Consider the following 20,771-nt stretch of genomic DNA (forward strand, 5'->3'; position numbering starts at 1 on the left):
AAACAAGAAAAACGCAGCTGATGAAGTGTTTCGGAATCGCTGGCAACCCCCGACTCTAGCGAATTACGGTCATTTGAGCCTTGATAATTGTCATTGGAATCAATTGCTTGAATGCACCAACCAGGTTATTTATCCTCCTGCCACCGCCTTGCCGCATTGCTACGGACCTCAGTCTCTATGGAAGTCGCCATTCCCGCCGCCATTCGCTCTTTATCATCCAGCGGTGCGGCCGTTAAGTCTCTCAGCGCCTGGTGGCGCAAATCGAAAGGTGATGCGCGGGCATTGCTTGGTGAGATGAAAGAAAACCTGATTTATCTGGATCTTGTTGCGGACGACGGTGTGCCTTTGGCCGATGTCGTCGAAAAGCTTGCCCTCACGGAATATAAACGATTGGCCAAAGAAGGTTTCAACTTCAACAAGCTGAAGAAGGCGACGATAGAACCCTACCCATCGCTGCAGGGCACTGACCTTGAGGCCTGGGGAGGAAAATCGACAGAGGACCTCATCAACAGCATTTACGACAAGCTCACCGATCTGACACTGCGCTTTCCCCACGTCGAAAATCATCGCCGCTATCGCTGGTCTGTGCGCGTGAATAACATCCGTAAGCGCCTCTGGCTTCTGCTGAGGCATATCGAAGACTAGCGCGGCTGCCATCGCCCCAATACCGTCACGCCACATCCGCCATCCCGGCTGACATCCTGGTAAAACCTGCCAATTGCCGGTTCTCGTCTAGACTATGGGTATAAAACGTCTATACAACGTCGCGAACGTCGTTTGAATCAACGAAAACCGCCACCAGGATGTCTTCAATGAAAGACCTTTCTCTAAAAATAAAGCTGCTGATCCCGACCATCATATGCCTCGTGATTATGGTTGGTTCAATGCTTTGGCTCAGCGTATCCAGCTTGAGAGCCAACATACAAGAGACCTTGAATCGCGATATTCATCTATTCGCAACCTCCTTTGCAGAAAGCATTGAAGACTGGATCAGTGACCGGCGCAACAGTCTTAAGCAATTGACCGAGGTATTGCCAGCGAATCCCGATGTTCCACCACACATATTTCTAGATCTTGTCACCCAAGGGCTTGACCTTTCACTTGCCTATATGGGAACGGAAGATGGTGACATGTATCGCAACAACCCTAACCTGAACCCGGAAGGTTACGACCCGCGCGTCAGATCCTGGTACAAGGGGGTGATGGCAAACCAGGACAGCTTCATCACGTCACCCTATACCTCGGCCAGTACAGGAGACTTGGTCATCACCATTGCCGAACCCATCTTCAAAAACGGCCGCATTACCAGTGTTGTCGGCGGCAATGTGACACTCGATACCCTAACCCAAAATGTGAACGCCCTCGATGTGCCCGGCAATGGCTATGCCATCCTGATCGATGAAAACAACAAGCTGGTTGCCCACCCAGACGCCAGTTGGCAACGCAAACCCGCGGCCGACTTTTCACCCAATTTCGCCCCGGATAAACTGGCTGAGCTGACGCAGTCCGCCAATTTGGTCATCAAAGACGTCGCCAATAAAGAGAGCGCCTTACATGCGGTCAACGTTCCAGGCACTGGCTGGACGATGGTTCTCGTCATGGACAACGGCGTATTGATGGCGCCGGTGCGCAAGCAGCTGATGGTACAATTGGGTACCGCCGTGGTGATCATCGGTGCCGCCATTGTCGTTCTTCTGGGGTTGTTTAAAGTCGTGTTTCGAGGCCTTGAAGGCCTATCGCAAACCCTCAACGAAATTGCCAGCGGCAGGGGCGACTTAACCCGTCGCCTACATGTGGACAGCAACGACGACATCGGTCGCCTGTCATCCAGCTTTAATCGCTTTGTCGAGCAGTTGCACGGCATTATTTCGCGCCTGGTGTCCGCCTCGGAAGAACTTAACAATCAGGCAAATAACTCCGCGAAATCCGTGGATCAACAACTCAGCCGCGTGCAAAGACACAAAACGGAAATCGATATGGTTGCCAACGCCGTCAGAGAGATGGCCACGGCTACCCAGGAAATTGCCGCCAACGCTGAACGCACGCGAGGAGCCGCCCTACAAACGGTCGACCTGAGCAAATCCGGTGTCGACATGGTGGGTAAAAGCCAGGAATCCATTAAAACCCTGGCGGAGGAAGTCAGTTCCGCCAGCAGTATCATCGCTGAGCTAAACCAGCACGCACAGAAAATCACGTCGATTCTGTCAACGATTACCGGTATCAGTGAACAGACCAATCTGCTGGCGCTTAACGCCGCCATCGAAGCCGCCCGCGCCGGTGAACACGGCCGAGGCTTTGCGGTGGTTGCCGATGAAGTTCGCCTTCTCTCCAGCCGGACTCACGACTCCACCAAAGAAATCGAAACGATGATCAGCGCGCTAAGCAGCGCGACGCACCGAGCCGTCGTCTCTATGGACAAAGGCGCCGAACTGGCCTCGCTCAGCGTTGCCGATGCCGCCGAGGCCAACAACAGTCTGGTTAAAATTGGCGAAGCCATCGATACCATTAACGACATGGCGGCACAAATTGCTTCTGCCGCTGAAGAACAGGCCGCTGTCACTATCGAGATTAATCGCAATACCGACATCATTAAAAGTGTGGGTGAAGAAATGGCGGGTGAAAGCCAAAATGCGAGTGCCGCAGCCTCACGACTGCGTGAATTGGGGGGCCGAGTCCACGAGGATATTTCGCGCTTCACCATTTGAGATCATTGTCGCCCCGCCAAGCGGGGCGCTTCCCCTTGTCTCTTGTCCCCACCTACTTTATTGTGCCGCCCTCCTGCTGCAATCCAGCACTTCTTTTTTGTTAATGTGATACCGATTTCCCATGAGTGAATTTCCTCCCTGCCCCGAATGTTCGTCCCCCTACACCTATCACGATGGTAGCCATCTGATGTGCCCCGAATGCGGCCACGAATGGAATCCTGAACAGGCTGACAACGCGACCGGAGCAGAATTTCTCGACAGCAACGGCAATGTGCTCGCTGACGGTGACACCATCACCGTGATCAAGGATCTAAAAATCAAAGGCAGCTCCCAGGTGGTTAAAGTCGGCACCAAAGTGAAAAATATTCGTTTGGTGGATGGCGACCACAACATCGACTGCAAGATACCCGGTATCGGCGCCATGAAGCTTAAATCGGAATTTGTCAAAAAGGTTTAGAGCACCACGCCTCAATGGACAGAAAACTGTCAGGGTTTGTCTTCATTATTCGTCATTAACTCCGTCGAACTCCGCAACGCGCGGAGAGTCGAAGTCCCTTATGGCTGATCGCTCCGCACCCAGTAAGTGTGCGGATCAGGCGGGACAATCGTACCTTTATACCAGGAATGAGTTTATGCAGAAGACACTACTGGCCAGCACAATACTTGCGCTGACATTGGCGGGTTGCACCACGAATAATACATCGCCCGAGCAGACAGACACCGCTAAAACACCCATTGAGAATGCCGCGATGACGTCAAACCCCTTCGCTCAAGAAAGTACGCTCGACTACAAAACCCCTGACTTCAGTAAAATTTCTGTCGCCGATTACGAACCCGCTTTCTCCACGGGTATGGCAGAACATCAGCAAGAGATTGCCAGCATTGCCAGCAATCCCGATGCGCCTACCTTCGCCAATACCATTGAGGCGATGGAAACCAGCGGGCAATTACTGAATCGTGCTACGACCGTGTTTTTCAGCATGTCTGGCTTGATATCAAATCCGGAATATCAGCGAATAGAAGCGGAATTTGCACCAAAACTTAGTGCCCACCAAGACGACATCTACCTCAACCCGGAACTCTTTGAACGCATCAAAGCCCTTCACGAGAACAGAGAAGACTATGAGGGCGAGCAACAACGGCTGATCGACATCTACTACAAGGAATTCGTCCGCGCCGGTGCCGATCTCGACGACACAGCCAAACAGCGCCTGCGTGAAATCAACAATCGCATGGCCACACTGACGACCCAGTTCTCTCAAAACCTGCTCAAAGCCTTCAGTGACGAGACCATTCTGGTGAGCGACAAAGACGAACTGAAGGGCTTGTCTGAAGACGATATTGCGGGCCTTAAAGCCGCCGCAGAGAAAGCCGGTAAAACGGGTTATCAGATCACTCTCGTCAACACCACGCGCCAGCCGATACTCAGTCAATTGGAAAACCGCGCGCTGCGTCAAAAAATTTGGGAGACCTCCGCCGAGAGAGCCGAATCGAATGACCCGCTGGTAAAAGAGCTGGTAGCCCTGCGGGCCGAAGAAGCAAAACTGCTGGGTTTCGATACCTGGGCAGGCTATGTCCTCGACGATCAGATGGCTAAAACGCCTGATGCGGTTTACCGAATCCTTGATGATCTAGCCCCCAAAGCCGTCGCCAAAGCGCGGATGGAAGCCGACGAAATTCAGGCCGCCATAGAGGCCGATGGCCAGAATTTCACCCTAGAGCCCTGGGATTGGGCGTATTACGCGGAAAAAGTACGCAAAGCCAAATACGATTTTGACGAAGCGGCCATTAAACCCTATTTCGAACTCAATAACGTGCTCGAAAACGGCCTGTTCTTCGCCATGGAGAAATTGTACGGCATCACCTTTAAAGAACGTGCCGATCTTCCTGTTTGGCAAGAAGACGTGCGCGCATTTGAAGTGTTTAATGCCGATGGCAGTAGCGTTGGGCTGTTTTACTTCGATCCCTACGCCAGAGAAGGGAAACGTGGCGGTGCGTGGATGAGCTCCTACGTCACACAGAACAAACTCGCCGGTGACAAGCCCGTCGTCTACAACGCGTTGAATATCCCCAAGCCCGCCGAGGGCCAGCCGACGCTCTTGACCTTTGATGAAGTCACCACCCTGTTTCACGAGTTCGGCCACGCCGATCACGGCCTGTTTTCCGATGTGACCTATCCGTCCGTCGCCGGTACAGCAACCCCCAGAGACTTTGTAGAGTTTCCGTCCCAGTTTAATGAAGATTGGGATATCAATCCCGAGGTCATGGCGAATTACGCCAAGCACTACCAAACCGGCGAGCCGATTCCCCAGGCACTGCTGGAAAAGATGATGGCGGCAAAAGACGCCAGCAGCGGCTTCGATACCACCGAGTATCTCGCAGCCGCCATTTTGGATATGGAGTACCACTCCATAGCCGCGGATGAGCCGGTCACCGATACAGCGGCCTTCGAGAAAGCGGCTCTGGCAAAACACGGACTCGATTATGCCCCGGTGCCGCCGCGCTACAAATCTCTGTATTTTAGCCACGTCTTTGCCGGTGGTTACTCTGCGGGTTACTACGCCTACCTGTGGACCGAAGTGCTGGCCGCTGATGCCTTTGCGTACCTGCAAACCCGCGGCGGACTGAATCGCACCAATGGCGACGATTTCCGCGAGGCGATTCTGTCGATCGGCAACAGCAAAGATCTGATGAAAGCCTACACAGAGTTCCGCGGCCAGGAACCCAGTGTCGATGCTCTTTTGGTTCGCAAGGGTCTGGCAGAATAACAGCCTGATTGCACTCTACTGAACACCTCTGAGCGTCAGTGCCGAAGATCCACGCCATTCCTGTCGTGGATCTTCGCGCACCAACTCAACGTCCTGAGCACCAAGGAGAACAAACGTGAAAGTGATCATCTTTGGTAATTCAGGATCGGGAAAATCAACCCTTGCCCATCACTTGAGCCACCAGCACGCCCTGGCGCATCTGGATCTCGATGGATTGGCCTGGCTGCCCACAGAACCGCCCGAGCGTCGCCCGTTAGAGGAATCAAAGCGTGATATTCAGGCGTTTATCGACACGTCCCCTGACTGGGTTATTGAAGGTTGCTACACCGACTTGTTGGACATGGCGCGACCCGCCGCAACGGATGCCTACTATATGGACTTATCCGTCGAACTCTGTCTTACAAACGCCCGACAGCGTCCGTGGGAACCGCATAAATATCCGTCGAAATCGGCACAGGATAAAAACCTGGCCATGTTGGAGCGTTGGATCGCCGACTACCCTCACCGCGATGATAACTGTTCACTGACGGCACACCGTCAGCTTTTTCAACGCTGCGCCAACATCAAGCGACATCACCTCACGAGTCCGCCTGACCTTTAGGGCAGCGTTAAACACGCATCCAAAAAATAATGGACGGTTTGCCGGATATCCGTCATGGTATCGGCATCCAAACTGTCGAGCGCCAGGTTTCTCAGCAATCTCTCGCGGCAGGTTAAAAATCCCAACACCTGAGAAAAAAATACGTGCTCGCGAACTCGACATTCTCGCCCCGTCACAGGCAATTTAGCGGCAACGGCAATCAATTGGGTTGCGATCTCCTGATGCCGTTTAATTCTCTGATAAAAGACATTAAACGCCTCACCGGGATGGGCGTGAACACGCCCAATAAAGCTGACCCAGGACTTGGGTTCTTCACCCACTAAAATAAGATCAACCATGCGATCCACCAAACGATGCATCGCATCAATAGCAAAGGCTGCGTCCACACGATTCTCAGCAAATGCCCCTTCGAAGGCATCAATGAGATCGACAAAAAGTTCGTGCATGCGACGGCCAATATAATCCGCGACGGCGAGGTACAAACCTTCTTTGCTGCCAAAGTAATAGGGAATCGCAGCGACATTCGCACCGGCTTTTTCAGCCAGAGCTCGAGTACTGGTCGCATCCAGCCCATGGCGGCCAAAAAGCTCCAAGCCTGCCATCAGTAAGGCGTCACGTCGTCCCCCAGTTTGTACTGGCGTCGCAGAGTGATGGGGCAAATCGGGTTCAGGTGAAGAGTCAGTCATCGTTAAAGGGTTTCAATAATGTAAGCTCCAACCTCTGCCCACTTGTTGATGTTCAATCGTCGACACGCCTGCTAGGCTCTACGGGCCAGCAGCAGTGAGTAGAGAACTGGCGTCACCCCCAATGTCAGCACAGTGCCAACAGCCAAGCCAAACGCTATCACAGAGGCCATTCCAAAAAACAGCGGATCCCGCGTCAAAATCAGCGGCAATAAACCGAGGATGGTGGTGACGCTCGTAATGACAATGGGCCGTAAACGCCGCACACTGGCTGATTTTACCGCATCCATCACCGGTGCCCCTTCACTGCGTTCAATATCAATGCGATCAATCAGAACAATGGCGTTGTTTACGATAATACCCGCCAAGGCATAGAGCCCCAACATCACCATAAATCCGAAATTGGCTTGCATAAAAAACAAACCAGCGGCAGCACCGATCATCATCAGAGGAATCGTCAACAAGACAATCAGCGTGCGCCGTAACGAATTAAACTGAGCCAGTAACAGCAGCGCAATGACACCGAGACAGAGCGGCATATTCCCCTGCAAGGCGCCTTGAGCCTCGGCAGAATCGGCAACCACGCCGTCGTATTCCAACGTATGCGAAGGCGGCAGCTCGGCGCGGATTTCGTCCAGTCCGGCTTGCAGCAAAGGTACCATGGATTCGGCCGTAATTTGAGAATTACGAGCTTCAATCGTAATTGTGCGAAACAGATTTTCACGAGCGATACGGGCGTAGTTGTTTTCAAGGGTGACATCGGCAATCTGCATCAAGGGGACCGGACTGTCACCGCCGGAGGCGTAGATGTTCACATCGTAAATCCGAGACAGGTCAAACCGTTCCTGATCGCTGGCGCGGATTTCAATGGGAATCAGATCATCGCCTTCACGCAGCTCGGATATGGCCTCTCCGGAGAAATAACGCTGTAAACTCAACGCGACATCGGTAGAGGTCACCCCTGCTCTCAAGGCGCGCTGCTGGTCCACATTCACTTTGATTTGCGTGATGCGATTTTCCCAATCATTGCGTATGTCGATAACGCCGGAAATGGATTCCAACAGTGTGCGTATTTTAGCGGCAGTGGCGTAGAGATAATCCGCATCCGGCCCTTTGATTTGAATTTCCACTTTTGAAGAATCGCTAGGGCCTAAAAACATCTTACTCGGCCTTACATTGAGATTGGGGAATTGCTCCGCGAACAATGCCCGTACAGCAGAGATGGTTGCCTCACTGTGCTCCAACGCGTCGATATTCAATACCGCGAATGCCTTGCTGTCTTCCGGATCGATGGGATTGAGCGACAACACAAAACGCGGCCCCCCGAAGCCGCCATAAGCAGCGTGACTTTCGACGTAAGGGAAACGCTCCCGATCTTCGAATGCCTGCAACACTTGCTGAAGTTGACGGTCGGTTTCGCGCATGGAAGAACCTGCGGGCAGGTCAATATTCACAAGCACCTGAGAGCGATCGGAATCGGGAAAGAACTTCTGCGGCGTGTGAGCAACAACCACAATAGCCCCCACCAGAAGTAACAGCATGCTGGCTAAAAAACGTTTTGGACGTGCCAATATACGCGTCAACACATAAAGATAAGCAGGATTGGCACGATCAAACAAGCGATTGATGCGCTGCTCCATACCCTCTTGGTTTTTTGGTGGCAGACGCACAAACCGATAACAGAGCAGTGGCGTCACCGTTAATGCAATCACCCAGGACACCAGCAGAGCAATTAAAATCACCTCCGAAATCGACCGGGTATACTCCCCAGCCACATGCTCAGCCAGCATAAACGGCAAGAACACAAGAATCGTAGTCAACGACGAACTCAACAATGGTAACGCCAAGGTCTGTCCGGTATTCCGCAACGCGTCCAGTCTTGCTTCGCCCTCTTCCAATCGACGCTTAAAGTCTTCAGCAATCACAATCCCATTGTCGACCAGCAACCCAAGCGAAATGACGAGGGTTGCCAAACTCATGCGTTGGAGATCGATATCGGTAAATTTCATGATCGACAAGGTCAACAGCATTACCGCGGGCACAATCGCTCCGACCACCAACCCCGTGCGCAAGCCAAGAAACATGACCACCACAGCGATAACAACCGCGAGAGTTTCCAGAACATTGGCACTGACCCCGTAGACTGCATTGGCCACCTGATCAGCCTGTCGCGTTGCAATATCCAGGGTCATCCCCGCAGGCAACAATTGGCGCTGCTGCTCTATCACCGCTTCAAGTCGAGGGGAATAATCGAGAATGTTGTAATGCTCATTCATGGCAATGGCGAACATGATGGCCGGCTTGCCATTGAAATAGGCCGTTTGATAAGGGGGATCGATCAACCCACGGCGAATCTGAGCGATATCCCCCAAGCGAACGCTTTCCTCACTGTCAGGAATCGACAGCAATGTGTCTTCAATCGCCTGCTCTGACGCAAAATTGCCGGTGGGCTCAATAATAAATGACTGCCCCTGCACATCGATGGTGCCGCCTGGACGAATGATATTGCGTTGCTGTAACGCCGTAATGAGCGCGTCTGGGGCCAGCCCTAAATGTGCGAGCCTGGCATTGGACGCCTGTATGTAAATGCGCTCTTCCTGTGCGCCCAGCAGATCAACTCGCTTGGTGCCATCGACCGAATACAGTAGGTCGCGAATATGTTGTGCCTGATCAAACAGCTGCCCCATGGTAAACCCGGCATCACCACTGAGTGCCAGCGTCAATACGGCGACATCACCAAAGTCATCGTTGATGGATGGTGTTAGGGTTCCCTCGGGCAGCTCTCCGGAAACGCCGTCCACCTTGTGACGAACTTCATCCCAGATTTGATCGAGATCGAAATACCGGTCAAACACTTCCGCGTGAATGATCGATACCCCCTGCATGGACACCGAACGAATTTCTTCCAGTTCTGGAACCTGACGAATGGCCTCCTCAATTCGCTTGGTAATCAGCAATTCAACCCGATCTGCCGGAAGTCCGGGATACTGGGTAGTAATCACCGCTTCGCGAATGGTGATGGTTGGATCTTCTTTGGCCGGCAAAGTAAAAAAACTGACAAGCCCGACGACCATCAAGCTCGCGACAGACAGGAGCACCAGTCGATAATATTTCAGAGCAAACAGCGACAAATTCATAGGGATCAGGGATTGTAAATTTTAGGGGTATCGTCTAACACACGAACGGGTTGATTATCCTGTAGGAAGGCCAATCCGGTTCGTACAATAAGATCCCCAGCGGCGAGATCTCCGGTCAAATAGACCGCATCCGATTGCAGCTCCTGCACCGACACGGAAACCTTTTGCAGCTGCTGATCCCGTACGCGAAACACAAAGTGCTGATTGTCAGGTCCCGCACCCAGCGCACTGGCGGGAATTCGGTAACGGCCGCTCCCCACAGGAAGCTGTCGATTAAAATGAAAAACAACCTCAGCACTCATACCCGCCTTAAGCGTATCTGACTGATGCTCCAACGTTAGCGTCACCGGAAAGGCGTTCGCCTTGCCCGCACGTGTGCCTATCTCGGTCACCCGTGCGACCAATCCCTCTTTGGGATCGTCTGACTCAGGATCATTCACAGCAGTGAGATTGTGGGCGGGAAACTGAACATCCACGGACAGCCCCGGACGCATTTCGTAAAGCAGGTTTTCCGGAACCAAAAGAGATACCTCCAGAGCACTGTTGCCTTGTATTTCAAAGACGGGCGTACCTGAAGCAATTTGTTGTGAAGGCTCGATGGCGCGTACCGCGACGGTTCCGGCATAGGGAGCTAACAACTGCGTATCGGCAAGATCTTCGTGGGCCATTTGCAACCGCGACTGAGCCACGGACACTTGATCTTCGGCCGCTTCGAAAAGCGCCTTGGCGCTGTCATAGACACTCTGCGAAACGGCCCCTTTGGCAACAAGCTTTTCTTTACGCGAAAAATCGTTACGGGCTTCCACCAACCTCGCCTTCGCTTCAGCTAAGGCGCCCTCCTGCTCCTCGACAGCCAAGACATAATTGCGATTGTCGAGGCTGGCCAGCAAATCACCGCCTTTGAAGCGGCTGCCAAGATCGACGTTGACCGTCTCCACTTTACCACTGACTTCAAAACTCAGCTCAGCGGTTTCCGCTGGCTGTAGTACGCCGGTTAAACGACGCTCATAGCCATTGGCGTGGTCGGACAGAGGAAAAACAGAGACTGGCCTTGCAAGGGGTTCCGGTGGCGCAGACTGATCACTACACGCCACCAGTCCAATGGAAAAGATGACGGATAGGCTGACACGGAAAAATGACGGCAAAAGCATAGGATTCCAAACGTGAATGGATCGACATAAGCGGGACATCTAATCAATTGATTTAATCAAATGATTAGATGTCCCGCAAGAGTATCTGCACGAAAGGTTACGCGGCCGTGACAGTGGGCACTTGCGGAGCCCAACAAAACATTCTTAACATTTTAGATATATCTATTTGTTGCCAAACAAAATGCCACGCCCTATAGTGTGTGTACATTTTCGATATATCTAAAAGGAAAACACATGAAAAAACCCAACAGACAATCTGAATTTGGACGCGGCAGCGGTCGCGGTTACAAGCGCGGCGGAGGCCGTTCTGAGGAGCCCAGAAGCCGCGGCAAACACCGGGGAGGTCGCGGCGGAGGTGGTCGCCTGTTCGGACACGGCGATTTACGCCTATTGGTATTACAGAACTTGAGCGCCGAAGCCACCCATGGCTACGGCCTTATCAAAGTCATTCAGGACGCCACCGCTGGCGCCTATGCCCCAAGCCCAGGTGTGCTCTACCCCACCCTTGCCTTACTTGAAGATCAGGACCTGATCGTCGCCGCCCAGGAAGGCAGTAAAAAAATCTTTTCGATTACCGACAAGGGGCGTGAAGAGCTTGAGCAACAGCGGGACTATGTGAACGCCCTCCAGGAAAAGCTGCAGGAAAAACTGACGGATCAGGGAGACGAATCCCAAGTGGCGATTCGAGGTGCAATGCACCGACTGCGCAGCCGATTGAAAGGACGGATTCTGGTCGACGCCATCAGTGATGGCCAGGTCCAGCAAATTGTGACCATTCTTGAAAAGGCCGCAGACGACATAGACGCACTGCTGTCCCCAAAAGAAACAGGAGACGAATAATGCGTGCACACCGCTATCAGATAGACGTCACTCCGCTTACGGATTCTGGCGCGCCCAACGAGGGCGCCAACTCACTGTCGTTTGAGGTCAGCAATCACGACGACATTCTCGCCATCGTAGAACGCATGAAACGGCGTCCCGATCTTTCCGAGGACGATGCGACAGCACTTGCCGTGGGCTTGAAACTCTTTTCAGAAGTGATGCTCAAGAACAAGCGCCACCCGTTATTTGACGCTTTACGCGAGCCATTTATGCGTTTTATGAAAACACTGAAGGGGAACTCTAAAGAACAAAAACCTGTGGACGCCAGCTGAAATTATACCGCCGAATTTGCCAGGCTGTTGTTATCAGCGTCCTTTTTCGCATCATCATCCGCATCCACTCGTTTTATTTTTTTGTGGTGATCTTCGCTGACACCCTGTTTCCAATAACTGGAAATGTAAAAACGTTCCCGATCAATTTGACGCTCTTGCTTAAAGTATTTACGCAGAGCTTTCATAGCATCAAATTCACAGGCAGCCCAAACGGCCGGCCGCCCAGGTAACCATGTCTGACCGCGAACTTCATGCACCAGCGCCTGGGGATTTTTACGATCGGGATTGATGACCCAAAACAGCTGCATACCTTTTGGCAGCTTCAGGGGTTGCATATCCCCCTCTTCCAACACTTCGATGACAACGTAACCTTTCGCTGCCTCTGGCAATTGCTCAAGATTGACGCTCAGAGCTGGCAACGCTGTCATGTCTCCCGCCAGAAAAAACCAGTCGGCATCGGTGTTGATCATGCGCCCCGGCCCTGGGCCTCCCACGCGAATTCGCTGCCCCTCAGCAACCCGATTGGCCCATGCAGAGGCCAAACCACTATCGCCATGAAGAACAAAATCCACATCGATCTCGCGCTCACTGTGTCGCTGGCTTCGCACGGTATAGGTTCTAAGTGCCGGCTCTTCGTTACCGACATCGAAAAACAATTTGATGTAGCTGCCGGCAACCCCTTCGGGAAAACCTTCATAGCCTGCGCCACCCAGGGTGACACGTCGCATATGCATGGAAACTTCGGTTACCTGCAATACCTGCAGCTCTCGGGGGGTTACTCGTTTCATGGGAAATCTCAACAACTCGGATCGACAGCGATAGACATCACTTTAAAAAATTGTGTTTTCAGCAACCAGCCACGTTTGCACTTATTTGCATAATGCTCGTCTGACGCCCCGAATAGTTTTCGGTTAGTCGACCGTGTGAAATGCGCGATTCACATACAACAACGAGCTGGCATGTCCTCCCAATGCGAGGCCGACAACCTCACAGAAAAAGACACTGTGTGTGCCAACTTCCTTAACATCGGTAATGCGGCAATCCATCGCAGTATTTGCAGAGTTTAGCACTGGTGCACCGGTAGTCAGTGAAGACCAATCATCCACATCTTGGAAGCGCTCTTCGATGGTCAGATTTTTACTGGCGAATCGACTGGCAACATCGATATGGGCGCCACTGAGAACATTGACACAAAGCGTCATGTTTTGTTTCAAAATCCCATTACCTTGGGTATCCCGATTAATGCAAGCCAATAGGGTTGGGGGATCATCGGTCACACTGCACACGGCCGATGCGGTTAAACCATAACGTCCACCCGGGCCATCGGTGGTGATAATATTCACCGCGGCACCGAGACGTGCCATGGCATCACGAAACTGTTGCTGATCTACATTCTTCATCGACTGTTCTGAGGGAATCTCTAAGGTCCAAAGCCTGTCATGGTATCCAATTCGACAGGATAAGCCAAAATATAACGATGGCTGCCCCTTGAACCGACACTCACGGGATGCATTCGCCGCCAACGAGCGGAAGAATGCATGCCTCCGTCAGAGAAATTCGACTTCGCCATCTTCGTGGATCACTTTTACCCGCGCGCTGGCCAGCTCCCCTTCGATCAGCACCTGCCCGACGCCACTACGATTGTAGAGTTCCGGCCAACCGTTATCGGGGTGACGCTCTTTGATGCGCATATGACGTCGTTTGGTAAATACGTTCAACGGTGAACGACTGGAATACAACGATTGGTTGACGATATCGAAGGTTTTCAGCAGCTTTTCCGGAAATTGATTTTTCAGACCGCTGGCGGTGACTTGGAGAATTCGAGGACTGTTACGTCGGTTGCGCAAGGTGATGTCGTAGGCAAACGAGTAATGGACATCGCCAGATAAAATCATAAATTGCGGTGGTGTTTTCTGGTGTTGGAAAATATTCAACATGACCATGGCAGCTCCGGGATGCGCCATCCAATTCTCCGCATCGACCGTGAGAGCGTGACCAAAAAACGTGAAAATCCGCTGCACGGTTTCGATGAGCTTTACCCCAAACACAGGGCTCGGAGAGACCATAATCACCGCCTCCTTACTCATCAACGTCTGCTGCAGATCCGATAAGGCTTCCCAATCCATCAAACCAGAAGGCTTGCCTGAGCTCGCCTCTGAACGCCATCGGTGAGTTCGCGTATCCAAAACAACCAGCGCAGGCGACGTCTCCAGCTCATAGTGCCAAGCATCCCACTCCAACAGCGCATCGATGAGCTGTTCATGGTTTTTCAACCCCTGGTCGGTGAAATGCGCATCGAGAGAGGCAACCTCAAGTAGTGACTGAGGTGAATTGCCCAAGCCTTGATACAGCCAGTAGCCCAGTAGCGCATTGCCGATGATGCGCTTGGAAAAAGGATGCCCGTAGGCGGCCTCTTCCCAACCGCGAGTGAGATTCCAATCGTCAGTGATGTCGTGATCATCGAAGATCATGTATACCGGAATGTGACCCAGGGCGCGCCGCACGCGCACTAGCCCCTCGGCAAATTGCTCGATACACCCCAACTCTTCCCGATAACGCTCACGATACTCTTCCTTAACCCGAGTCTCTGAATTACTCAGGTCAATTAAGGTCCAGGGCTCCGGTGACCAGCACAACAAATACAGCGCGGTGACTTCTGCGAAACTGATCAGGTGATTGTGAGCGCCCGCCGATGTAAAAATGGGTTTTTCCGCGCCACCGAAAAACAAATCCACCAAATCCCGGTTTGCTCGGGTCTGGGGCAGCAGTTGGTTGCGTTCGAAATAGCATTGGCTCGAGCCTAGCAGTTCCGCGTTGTTGCCTACGGTCGCTCCCTCAAAGGTCTCGGTGAATAACCCCAGCCGCTCCGACAATTGATGAATCGCCACCAACATGGGACCGGCGACATCGTCCACATAGACTTGATCACCAGACAACATCAAGAGCGAAGGCAATATGTCAGGCGAGGACTGAGCGGCCTCCAGCACACTGTCGACAGCCAATAAGCCATCGTCACTGGGGTGATGGGGCTTACGACAGGACCCGTGCAAGATGTTACTCAGGTTGGAGTTAACGGGAAACTGCGAGCGTGTTTGTTCTCCGTAGCACCAGCCGTCAAGTCGCTCTGCCAGGGATTCTGGCTCATCGTCCAAAAACAGATCGTAAGCCACAAGCCCAGTCTGCTTTTCCAGATCGAGAGGAATAACCAAGAGCTGCATAAAACACCGCTCACCGACGGGGATCTCAATCTGCTGCCGCTCGCCTAACGACGCCGAGAATAACGTCTTTCCTTCGATATCGAAGACTTCGGCCCGTATTCGACGTCGACGGCTGGTTACCAACCAGAGTACCAATTGATGGTGATTGGCGTGTCGCACCATAGGGCCGGCGAGGATTTCGGGAAGCGTGTCGGATACTGCAACTGCGGGCATTCAATACAACCTGTGTTAACGATCATGATCGACGGTGTCGAGCGTCGAATCCGACACTATATACGATAAAACTTGAACCAAGATTACAACTTGCGGTACACATAGTGCATCCCTCTTTCCGGATGCCTTCGATGATGGCAAGCGTGGACATTCATATCGCCCGTGGTCGCGACATAGAAAACTGGCTCGATGAGTTAGCTCAGTTGCGCATCACCGTGTTTCGCGAATTCCCTTATTTGTACGATGGCACGACAGCTTATGAAGCCCAATATCTGCAAACGTACATTGACAGCTCGACAAGCGTTGCTGTGATAGCAACCAGCGCCGGTCAAATTGTCGGCGCATCAACCGGATTGTCCTTGCAAGATGAAGACAGTGCCTTTCAGCGGCCGTTCCGGGAACAGGGATTGTCGGTGGCCCGAATATTCTACTGTGCAGAATCGGTGCTGTTACCCGCGTGGCGTGGCAAAGGCCTTTATCGCCAGTTTTTCTCTGCTCGGGAAGACCATGCGCGCCAGACCGGCGGCTTTGATGCCGCGGTGTTCTGCGCCGTTCAACGGCCGATCAACCATCCTCGCCGCCCCTCTGACTACCTGCCTCTCGACCCTATCTGGGCGCACTTCGGCTATATGCCAATGCCAGGAACAACCACGCAGTTTTCCTGGAAAGACCTCGATGATGAGGTCGAAACTCCGAAAACCATGGCGTTTTACCAAAAAGAGCTCTAGTCCTCAGACACGTCTGGCGGGCTCTCTATTCCATGGCGTGTAACACCGCACGAGAAAATATGGGAAACCCACTTGCAAATGAGAATAATTATCACTATTCTCATTAAAACTAAGATCCTCTGTCAAAGTGAACGTCCTTATTCGGAGTTTCCTAACCATGTTGCCCCCCGATCTATCCGCTCTTGATCCACCTCGTAGATTACAGGTGACCTGGCTGCTCACCGAACTCAGTCAATGGCGCTGGAATATGGATCTCGCTCGCTCCGCAGTCCGCAAAAGCGCTTTTGAAAACGCCTGCAGCGCCTACGCGAGAGCCTACCAACTGGCCGAGTCTCCACTCAGTCGTTGGTATCAGCGCGAGCCTATCAGAGCCCTGTTGATTACCGCCATCGAATATGCCTACTGCATTCAGCGCACAGGACGCTCCAACAGCCAATTGTGTGCAAATACCCTGGCACTGGTGCGGGATTGTGATGACCCTGTGGTGTCGCCACTGGTACACAGTCTCAGCAAGCTGTCGGATCGACAAAATATCCCGGTTTCTCAACCTATCCAGCGACCTTACCTGGCAACCGCCCGGTAATTGATCGGAGTCTTGGTAATGAAAGTTTTTGAAAACGTTATTTTCTGGCTGAAAGTTTCAACATTACCGGCCATATGCCTGGCATCGATGCTGTTTTATCCGCTGTTACGACAATTCTTCGCCGCGTGACAAAGCGGGTTTTTCGGGCGAGACTGTTATTGAAACCACAATAACAAGCCCATTCGACATACGCGACACCAGAGAACGTCAGTTTGGGCAACCCACAGAGGGATAGCCCAATGACACAGTTGCGATCATCACTCAGCCACGGGGTCGACGGTGAAGAACTCGACCTCTTACGCGATACCGTCAGCCGCTTTGCCCATGACCAGATCGCGCCGATCGCCCAGGAAATCGACCGCGACAATCAATTCCCCATGGCGCTGTGGCAGGCAATGGGAGAACTCGGTTTATTGGGGATAACCGTCCCAGAGCGTTTTGGTGGTTCCGGACTCGGCTACCTGGCCCACGTAATCGCCATGGAAGAATTGTCTCGGGCTAGCGCCGCCGTGGCGCTCTCTTACGGAGCTCATTCCAACCTGTGCATCAACCAAATATACCGCAATGGCACCGACAGCCAACGCGCAGCCTTTTTGCCGAGCTTATGCCGTGGAGAGACCATCGGCGCCTTAGCGATGTCTGAACCCAATGCAGGCTCAGACGTCGTCAGCATGTCATTGACGGCGACTCGCGATGGCGACGGCTATCGGCTAAACGGAAGCAAGATGTGGATTACCAACGGGCCAGACGCCGATATTATCGTCCTCTATGGAAAAACGGATCCCTCGGCAGGCCCCCAAGGGATTTCCGCCTTTATCTTTGAAACACAGGTCGACGGGTTTACCCGCCAACCCAAGCTCGACAAGCTCGGTATGCGAGGCTCGAACACCTGCCAACTGATTTTCGACGATTGCTGGGTTCCGGCCGCCAATCGCCTCGGTCAAGAAGGCCAAGGCGTAAAGGTGCTTATGTCAGGGCTGGACTATGAGCGCACGGTCTTGGCCGCCGGCCCCGTGGGCATTATCCAGGCGTGTCTCGATCTCGCATTGCCTTACGTTCATGACCGCCATCAATTTGGACAGCCTATTGGCGAATTCCAATTGATTCAGGCAAAACTCGCCGATATGTACACACATCTCAATGCCTGTCGAAGCTATCTATATGCGGTTGCCCGAGCCTGTGATCTTGGTCAAAGTGATCGCAAAGATGCTGCCGGTGCTATTTTGTTTTGTGCAGAGCAAGCGACGAAAGCCGCACTCGATACCATTCAGATTCTCGGTGGTAACGGCTATATGAATGACATGCCAGCCGGTCGATTACTGCGAGATGCAAAACTCTACGAAATCGGCGCAGGTACCTCTGAAATCCGCCGTATGTTAATCGGCCGCGAGCTGTTCAAAGAATCCAGTTAAGGGGTTCGATGCAATGCCATTTCAATAAAACCCTGCAGATAATCGATATCGGCATCCTCTACTCGAAAACCAAAATTGATGCTTTTGGGAAGACCCGCGCGTCCAATTTTTAGCATTTTTATCGGCAGATCCCGTCCCTCTTCCATCGTCAACCAATCGGGCAATACAGTGATACCGCGATCTGCTGCAACCAATTGCAACATTAGCTCTGTCGTTTCAATACCGACATGCTTTCTTGGTTGACAGCCTGCTGGCAATAGAAATCGCGCAAAGATGTCCAGCCGATCTTTTCCCACGGGCAGGGTAAAGAGTGTTTCCTCGCACAGATCTTCTGGTCGAACAAACGACCGTGTTGCCAACCTATGCGTCTTGGGCACAATAATCTTAAGCTCGTAATCGAACACGGGGTGATAGACAACCCCTGCAGTTATCACAGGATCCGGTGTCACCAAAATGTCGACATCACACGCTTGCAATGCGGCAATGCCATCAAAGCGAAACGCGGTACGAATCTCAAGATCAACATCCGGCCACTGCAATAAATAGGGTTTGGTGACCCGCATCAGCCATTTCTCGCAGGGGTGGCACTCCATTCCTAAACGAATGCTACCTCTCTGCCCAGCCGCCATCTGCTGCAACAAGCGCTCAGCGTTTTCCAGTTCTGGCAGCCAACGTTCAGCCAGAGACAACAAGTAGTGTCCCGCCTGAGTCAGGCTTAATTTGCGACCCTTTTTGCGCCAGATATCAACCTGGTGATAGCGCTCCAACTTACCGATGGCGTGACTCACGGCTGACTGGCTTAAATTAAGGCGCTCTGCCGCAGCCGTAACGCTGCCACAACGGTGGACTTCGCGAATGATAGAGAGATGCTGACGATCAATCATTATGAATATTTCACATGGTTTTATCTATTATAACCATTATTCTTCATAACAAGAATTGTGTATCGTGCGCCACCTCAACTCCACAACATTCTTGCCGGCGGTCAACCGAAGACAACAACCGGCTTCTTTTTGGTTCCACAATGACGTCACATAACTCCTCCACCGCTGATTCTTCACTGCCGTCTCCAGAAGTCACGACCAAAAGACAATCCCTGAATCTTTGGGCCCTGATGATTGCCCAAGCGTTAGCAGGCGCCAATTCCGTTATCATTTTTGCAACCGGCGCAATCGTCGGCAGCCAACTGGCCCCTTCGCAACTCCTGGTGACTCTGCCAATATCCGTATTTGTGGTTGGTATGGCCGCGTTTACGCTTCCTATGGGCCGGTTGGCAGGTCGCTTCGGTCGAAGACCGGTCTTTATGATTGGCACCGCAACCGGAATAATGGCGGGTTTATTGGGTATGCTGGCGGTACAAGCCCATTCCTTTTGGCTGTTCTGTGTCGCCTGTGCTAGTGGTGGCGCCTACGCCGCCGTCGCCCTATCGTTTCGCTTCTCGGCGACCGATTCCGTCCCTAGCGGCATGAAAGCCAGGGCGCTGTCGATGGTCATGGCCGGGGGTGTTGCCGCTGGAGTGATTGGTCCACAAACCGTCAATTTGACCATGGATATTTGGCCAAGTAACTACGCGGCGACCTTCCTATGTCAGGCAATGCTCGCTGCCCTGGCCGCGCTGGTACTCTTACTCGTAAAATCACCCGCTCCCGTGCATTCAAACAGCAGCCCGGGTCGCCCTCTCACGTTGATCATCAAACAGCCCCGCTTCGTGACCGCGGTTATCGCAGGTTCCGTCGCCTACCTGCTGATGAATTTTCTAATGACGGCCGCGCCACTAGCGATGCATCAGCACGGACACTCCCATCACATGGCCAATCTCGGTATACAGTGGCATGTGATCGCTATGTACGCACCCAGCTTTTTTACTGGAAAACTGATTACCCGCGTTGGAGCCAACAAGGTTACCGCACTGGGCATGGCGCTCACCGGCGTTGCGGCTTTCACTGGTCTTTTAGGAACCGACGTCTTTCACTTCTGGACCATGCTTATCCTCTTGGGGGTGGGTTGGAACTTTGCCTTTGTTGGTGCTTCGGCGATCGTGCTGGAATGCCACTCTCCGGCAGAAGCGGCAAAGGTTCAGTCTCTCAACGACTTTATTGTCTTTGGCGTTATGGCCTTGGGAAGCTTTGCATCGGGTGGAATCCTCAGTCAGTTTGGATGGCATTCCGTCTTGAAAATCTCGGGTATTTTATTGGCCTTGTCCGCGTATTTTCTAATAATGCTGCACTGCAATACGCAAGACAGTCGAGCGCAGAATCGGTTTTTGAATCAGGGCGATTAACAAGTCGCCCTTTCATACCCTACCGAGCGACCTTGCTCTTGCGAATTGCCGGTGGGGCAGACATCGAAAAAAGTAAGGTTTCACTTCAGGCCCTATAAGGGCAATTTCAGCGCCTCAATCTTGAGATCTACCTCACA

The 20,771-nt window shown here is 52.6% G+C and carries 18 protein-coding genes; 11 read left to right on the forward strand and 7 right to left on the reverse strand.

Annotated features, from left to right (window positions below):
* Window positions 1-111 precede the first annotated feature (111 nt).
* From ACXAFR_RS20550 to ACXAFR_RS20570, 5 genes are all read left to right on the forward strand, one after another.
* The gene (locus ACXAFR_RS20550) at window positions 112-645 is read left to right on the forward strand and encodes a hypothetical protein (protein WP_475180379.1); all 534 of its coding nucleotides are present in this window, start codon (window positions 112-114) and stop codon (window positions 643-645) included.
* 167 nt (window positions 646-812) lie between these two features.
* The gene (locus ACXAFR_RS20555) at window positions 813-2,705 is read left to right on the forward strand and encodes a methyl-accepting chemotaxis protein (protein WP_475180382.1); all 1,893 of its coding nucleotides are present in this window, start codon (window positions 813-815) and stop codon (window positions 2,703-2,705) included.
* Between the two features lie 121 nt (window positions 2,706-2,826).
* Entirely contained in the window at window positions 2,827-3,162 is a 336-nt protein-coding gene (locus ACXAFR_RS20560) for a zinc ribbon domain-containing protein YjdM (protein WP_475180386.1), read from the forward strand.
* Window positions 3,163-3,337: 175 nt separating this feature from the next.
* On the forward strand, window positions 3,338-5,473 hold the full coding sequence (locus ACXAFR_RS20565; RefSeq protein WP_475180388.1) for a M3 family metallopeptidase: 2,136 nt from the start codon (window positions 3,338-3,340) through the stop codon (window positions 5,471-5,473).
* A 115-nt stretch (window positions 5,474-5,588) separates the two neighbouring features.
* Complete coding sequence (locus ACXAFR_RS20570; RefSeq protein WP_475180393.1) at window positions 5,589-6,074, forward strand: P-loop NTPase family protein; 486 nt, start codon at window positions 5,589-5,591, stop codon at window positions 6,072-6,074.
* Here the strand turns inward: ACXAFR_RS20570 and ACXAFR_RS20575 are convergent.
* From ACXAFR_RS20575 to ACXAFR_RS20585, 3 genes are all read right to left on the reverse strand, one after another.
* Entirely contained in the window at window positions 6,071-6,760 is a 690-nt protein-coding gene (locus tag ACXAFR_RS20575) for a CerR family C-terminal domain-containing protein (RefSeq protein ID WP_475180398.1), read from the reverse strand. The two genes, ACXAFR_RS20570 and ACXAFR_RS20575, sit on opposite strands and share 4 nt — an antisense overlap.
* Before the next feature lie 71 nt (window positions 6,761-6,831).
* The gene (locus ACXAFR_RS20580; protein WP_475180401.1) at window positions 6,832-9,894 is read right to left on the reverse strand and encodes an efflux RND transporter permease subunit; all 3,063 of its coding nucleotides are present in this window, start codon (window positions 9,892-9,894) and stop codon (window positions 6,832-6,834) included.
* 5 nt (window positions 9,895-9,899) lie between these two features.
* Window positions 9,900-11,045 carry an efflux RND transporter periplasmic adaptor subunit gene (locus tag ACXAFR_RS20585; protein WP_475180403.1) on the reverse strand — a complete coding sequence of 382 codons (1,146 nt, stop codon included), beginning with the start codon at window positions 11,043-11,045 and terminating at the stop codon, window positions 9,900-9,902.
* Between the two features lie 234 nt (window positions 11,046-11,279).
* Between ACXAFR_RS20585 and ACXAFR_RS20590 the strand changes: the two genes are divergently transcribed.
* Window positions 11,280-11,885, forward strand: coding sequence for a PadR family transcriptional regulator (locus ACXAFR_RS20590; protein WP_475180405.1), 606 nt, complete (start codon window positions 11,280-11,282; stop codon window positions 11,883-11,885).
* On the forward strand, window positions 11,885-12,199 hold the full coding sequence (locus ACXAFR_RS20595) for a DUF3861 domain-containing protein (RefSeq protein WP_475180407.1): 315 nt from the start codon (window positions 11,885-11,887) through the stop codon (window positions 12,197-12,199). Before ACXAFR_RS20590 ends, ACXAFR_RS20595 begins: the two co-directional genes overlap by 1 nt.
* Window positions 12,200-12,201: 2 nt before the next feature.
* Here ACXAFR_RS20595 and ACXAFR_RS20600 read toward each other — a convergent pair whose 3' ends face one another.
* From ACXAFR_RS20600 to ACXAFR_RS20610, 3 genes are all read right to left on the reverse strand, one after another.
* Window positions 12,202-12,987 (reverse strand): siderophore-interacting protein, encoded by a 786-nt coding sequence (locus ACXAFR_RS20600; RefSeq protein WP_475180409.1) that lies wholly within the window; start codon window positions 12,985-12,987, stop codon window positions 12,202-12,204.
* Window positions 12,988-13,110: 123 nt separating this feature from the next.
* Complete coding sequence (locus tag ACXAFR_RS20605; RefSeq protein WP_475180414.1) at window positions 13,111-13,599, reverse strand: flavin reductase; 489 nt, start codon at window positions 13,597-13,599, stop codon at window positions 13,111-13,113.
* A 147-nt stretch (window positions 13,600-13,746) separates the two neighbouring features.
* The gene (locus tag ACXAFR_RS20610) at window positions 13,747-15,630 is read right to left on the reverse strand and encodes an alkaline phosphatase D family protein (RefSeq protein WP_475180419.1); all 1,884 of its coding nucleotides are present in this window, start codon (window positions 15,628-15,630) and stop codon (window positions 13,747-13,749) included.
* 131 nt (window positions 15,631-15,761) lie between these two features.
* Here ACXAFR_RS20610 and ACXAFR_RS20615 point away from each other — a divergent pair, with 131 nt between their 5' ends.
* The 3 genes from ACXAFR_RS20615 to ACXAFR_RS20625 all read left to right on the forward strand — a co-directional run bounded on the left by ACXAFR_RS20615 (window position 15,762) and on the right by ACXAFR_RS20625 (window position 18,353).
* Window positions 15,762-16,358: a hypothetical protein gene (locus ACXAFR_RS20615; RefSeq protein ID WP_475180422.1), complete on the forward strand. Its 597-nt coding sequence runs from the start codon at window positions 15,762-15,764 to the stop codon at window positions 16,356-16,358.
* Window positions 16,359-16,515: 157 nt separating this feature from the next.
* Entirely contained in the window at window positions 16,516-16,941 is a 426-nt protein-coding gene (locus ACXAFR_RS20620) for a hypothetical protein (RefSeq protein WP_475180424.1), read from the forward strand.
* Window positions 16,942-17,180: 239 nt separating this feature from the next.
* The gene (locus ACXAFR_RS20625; protein WP_475180426.1) at window positions 17,181-18,353 is read left to right on the forward strand and encodes an isovaleryl-CoA dehydrogenase; all 1,173 of its coding nucleotides are present in this window, start codon (window positions 17,181-17,183) and stop codon (window positions 18,351-18,353) included.
* On the opposite strand, the gene ACXAFR_RS20630 is transcribed toward ACXAFR_RS20625, so the two are convergent.
* On the reverse strand, window positions 18,350-19,237 hold the full coding sequence (locus ACXAFR_RS20630) for a LysR family transcriptional regulator (protein WP_475180428.1): 888 nt from the start codon (window positions 19,235-19,237) through the stop codon (window positions 18,350-18,352). The two genes, ACXAFR_RS20625 and ACXAFR_RS20630, sit on opposite strands and share 4 nt — an antisense overlap.
* Before the next feature lie 140 nt (window positions 19,238-19,377).
* On the opposite strand from ACXAFR_RS20630, the gene ACXAFR_RS20635 reads away from it, so the two are divergent.
* Entirely contained in the window at window positions 19,378-20,634 is a 1,257-nt protein-coding gene (locus ACXAFR_RS20635) for an MFS transporter (protein WP_475180429.1), read from the forward strand.
* Window positions 20,635-20,771 lie beyond the last annotated feature (137 nt).

The organism is Pseudomaricurvus sp. ABR4_320 (genome assembly GCF_056159445.1).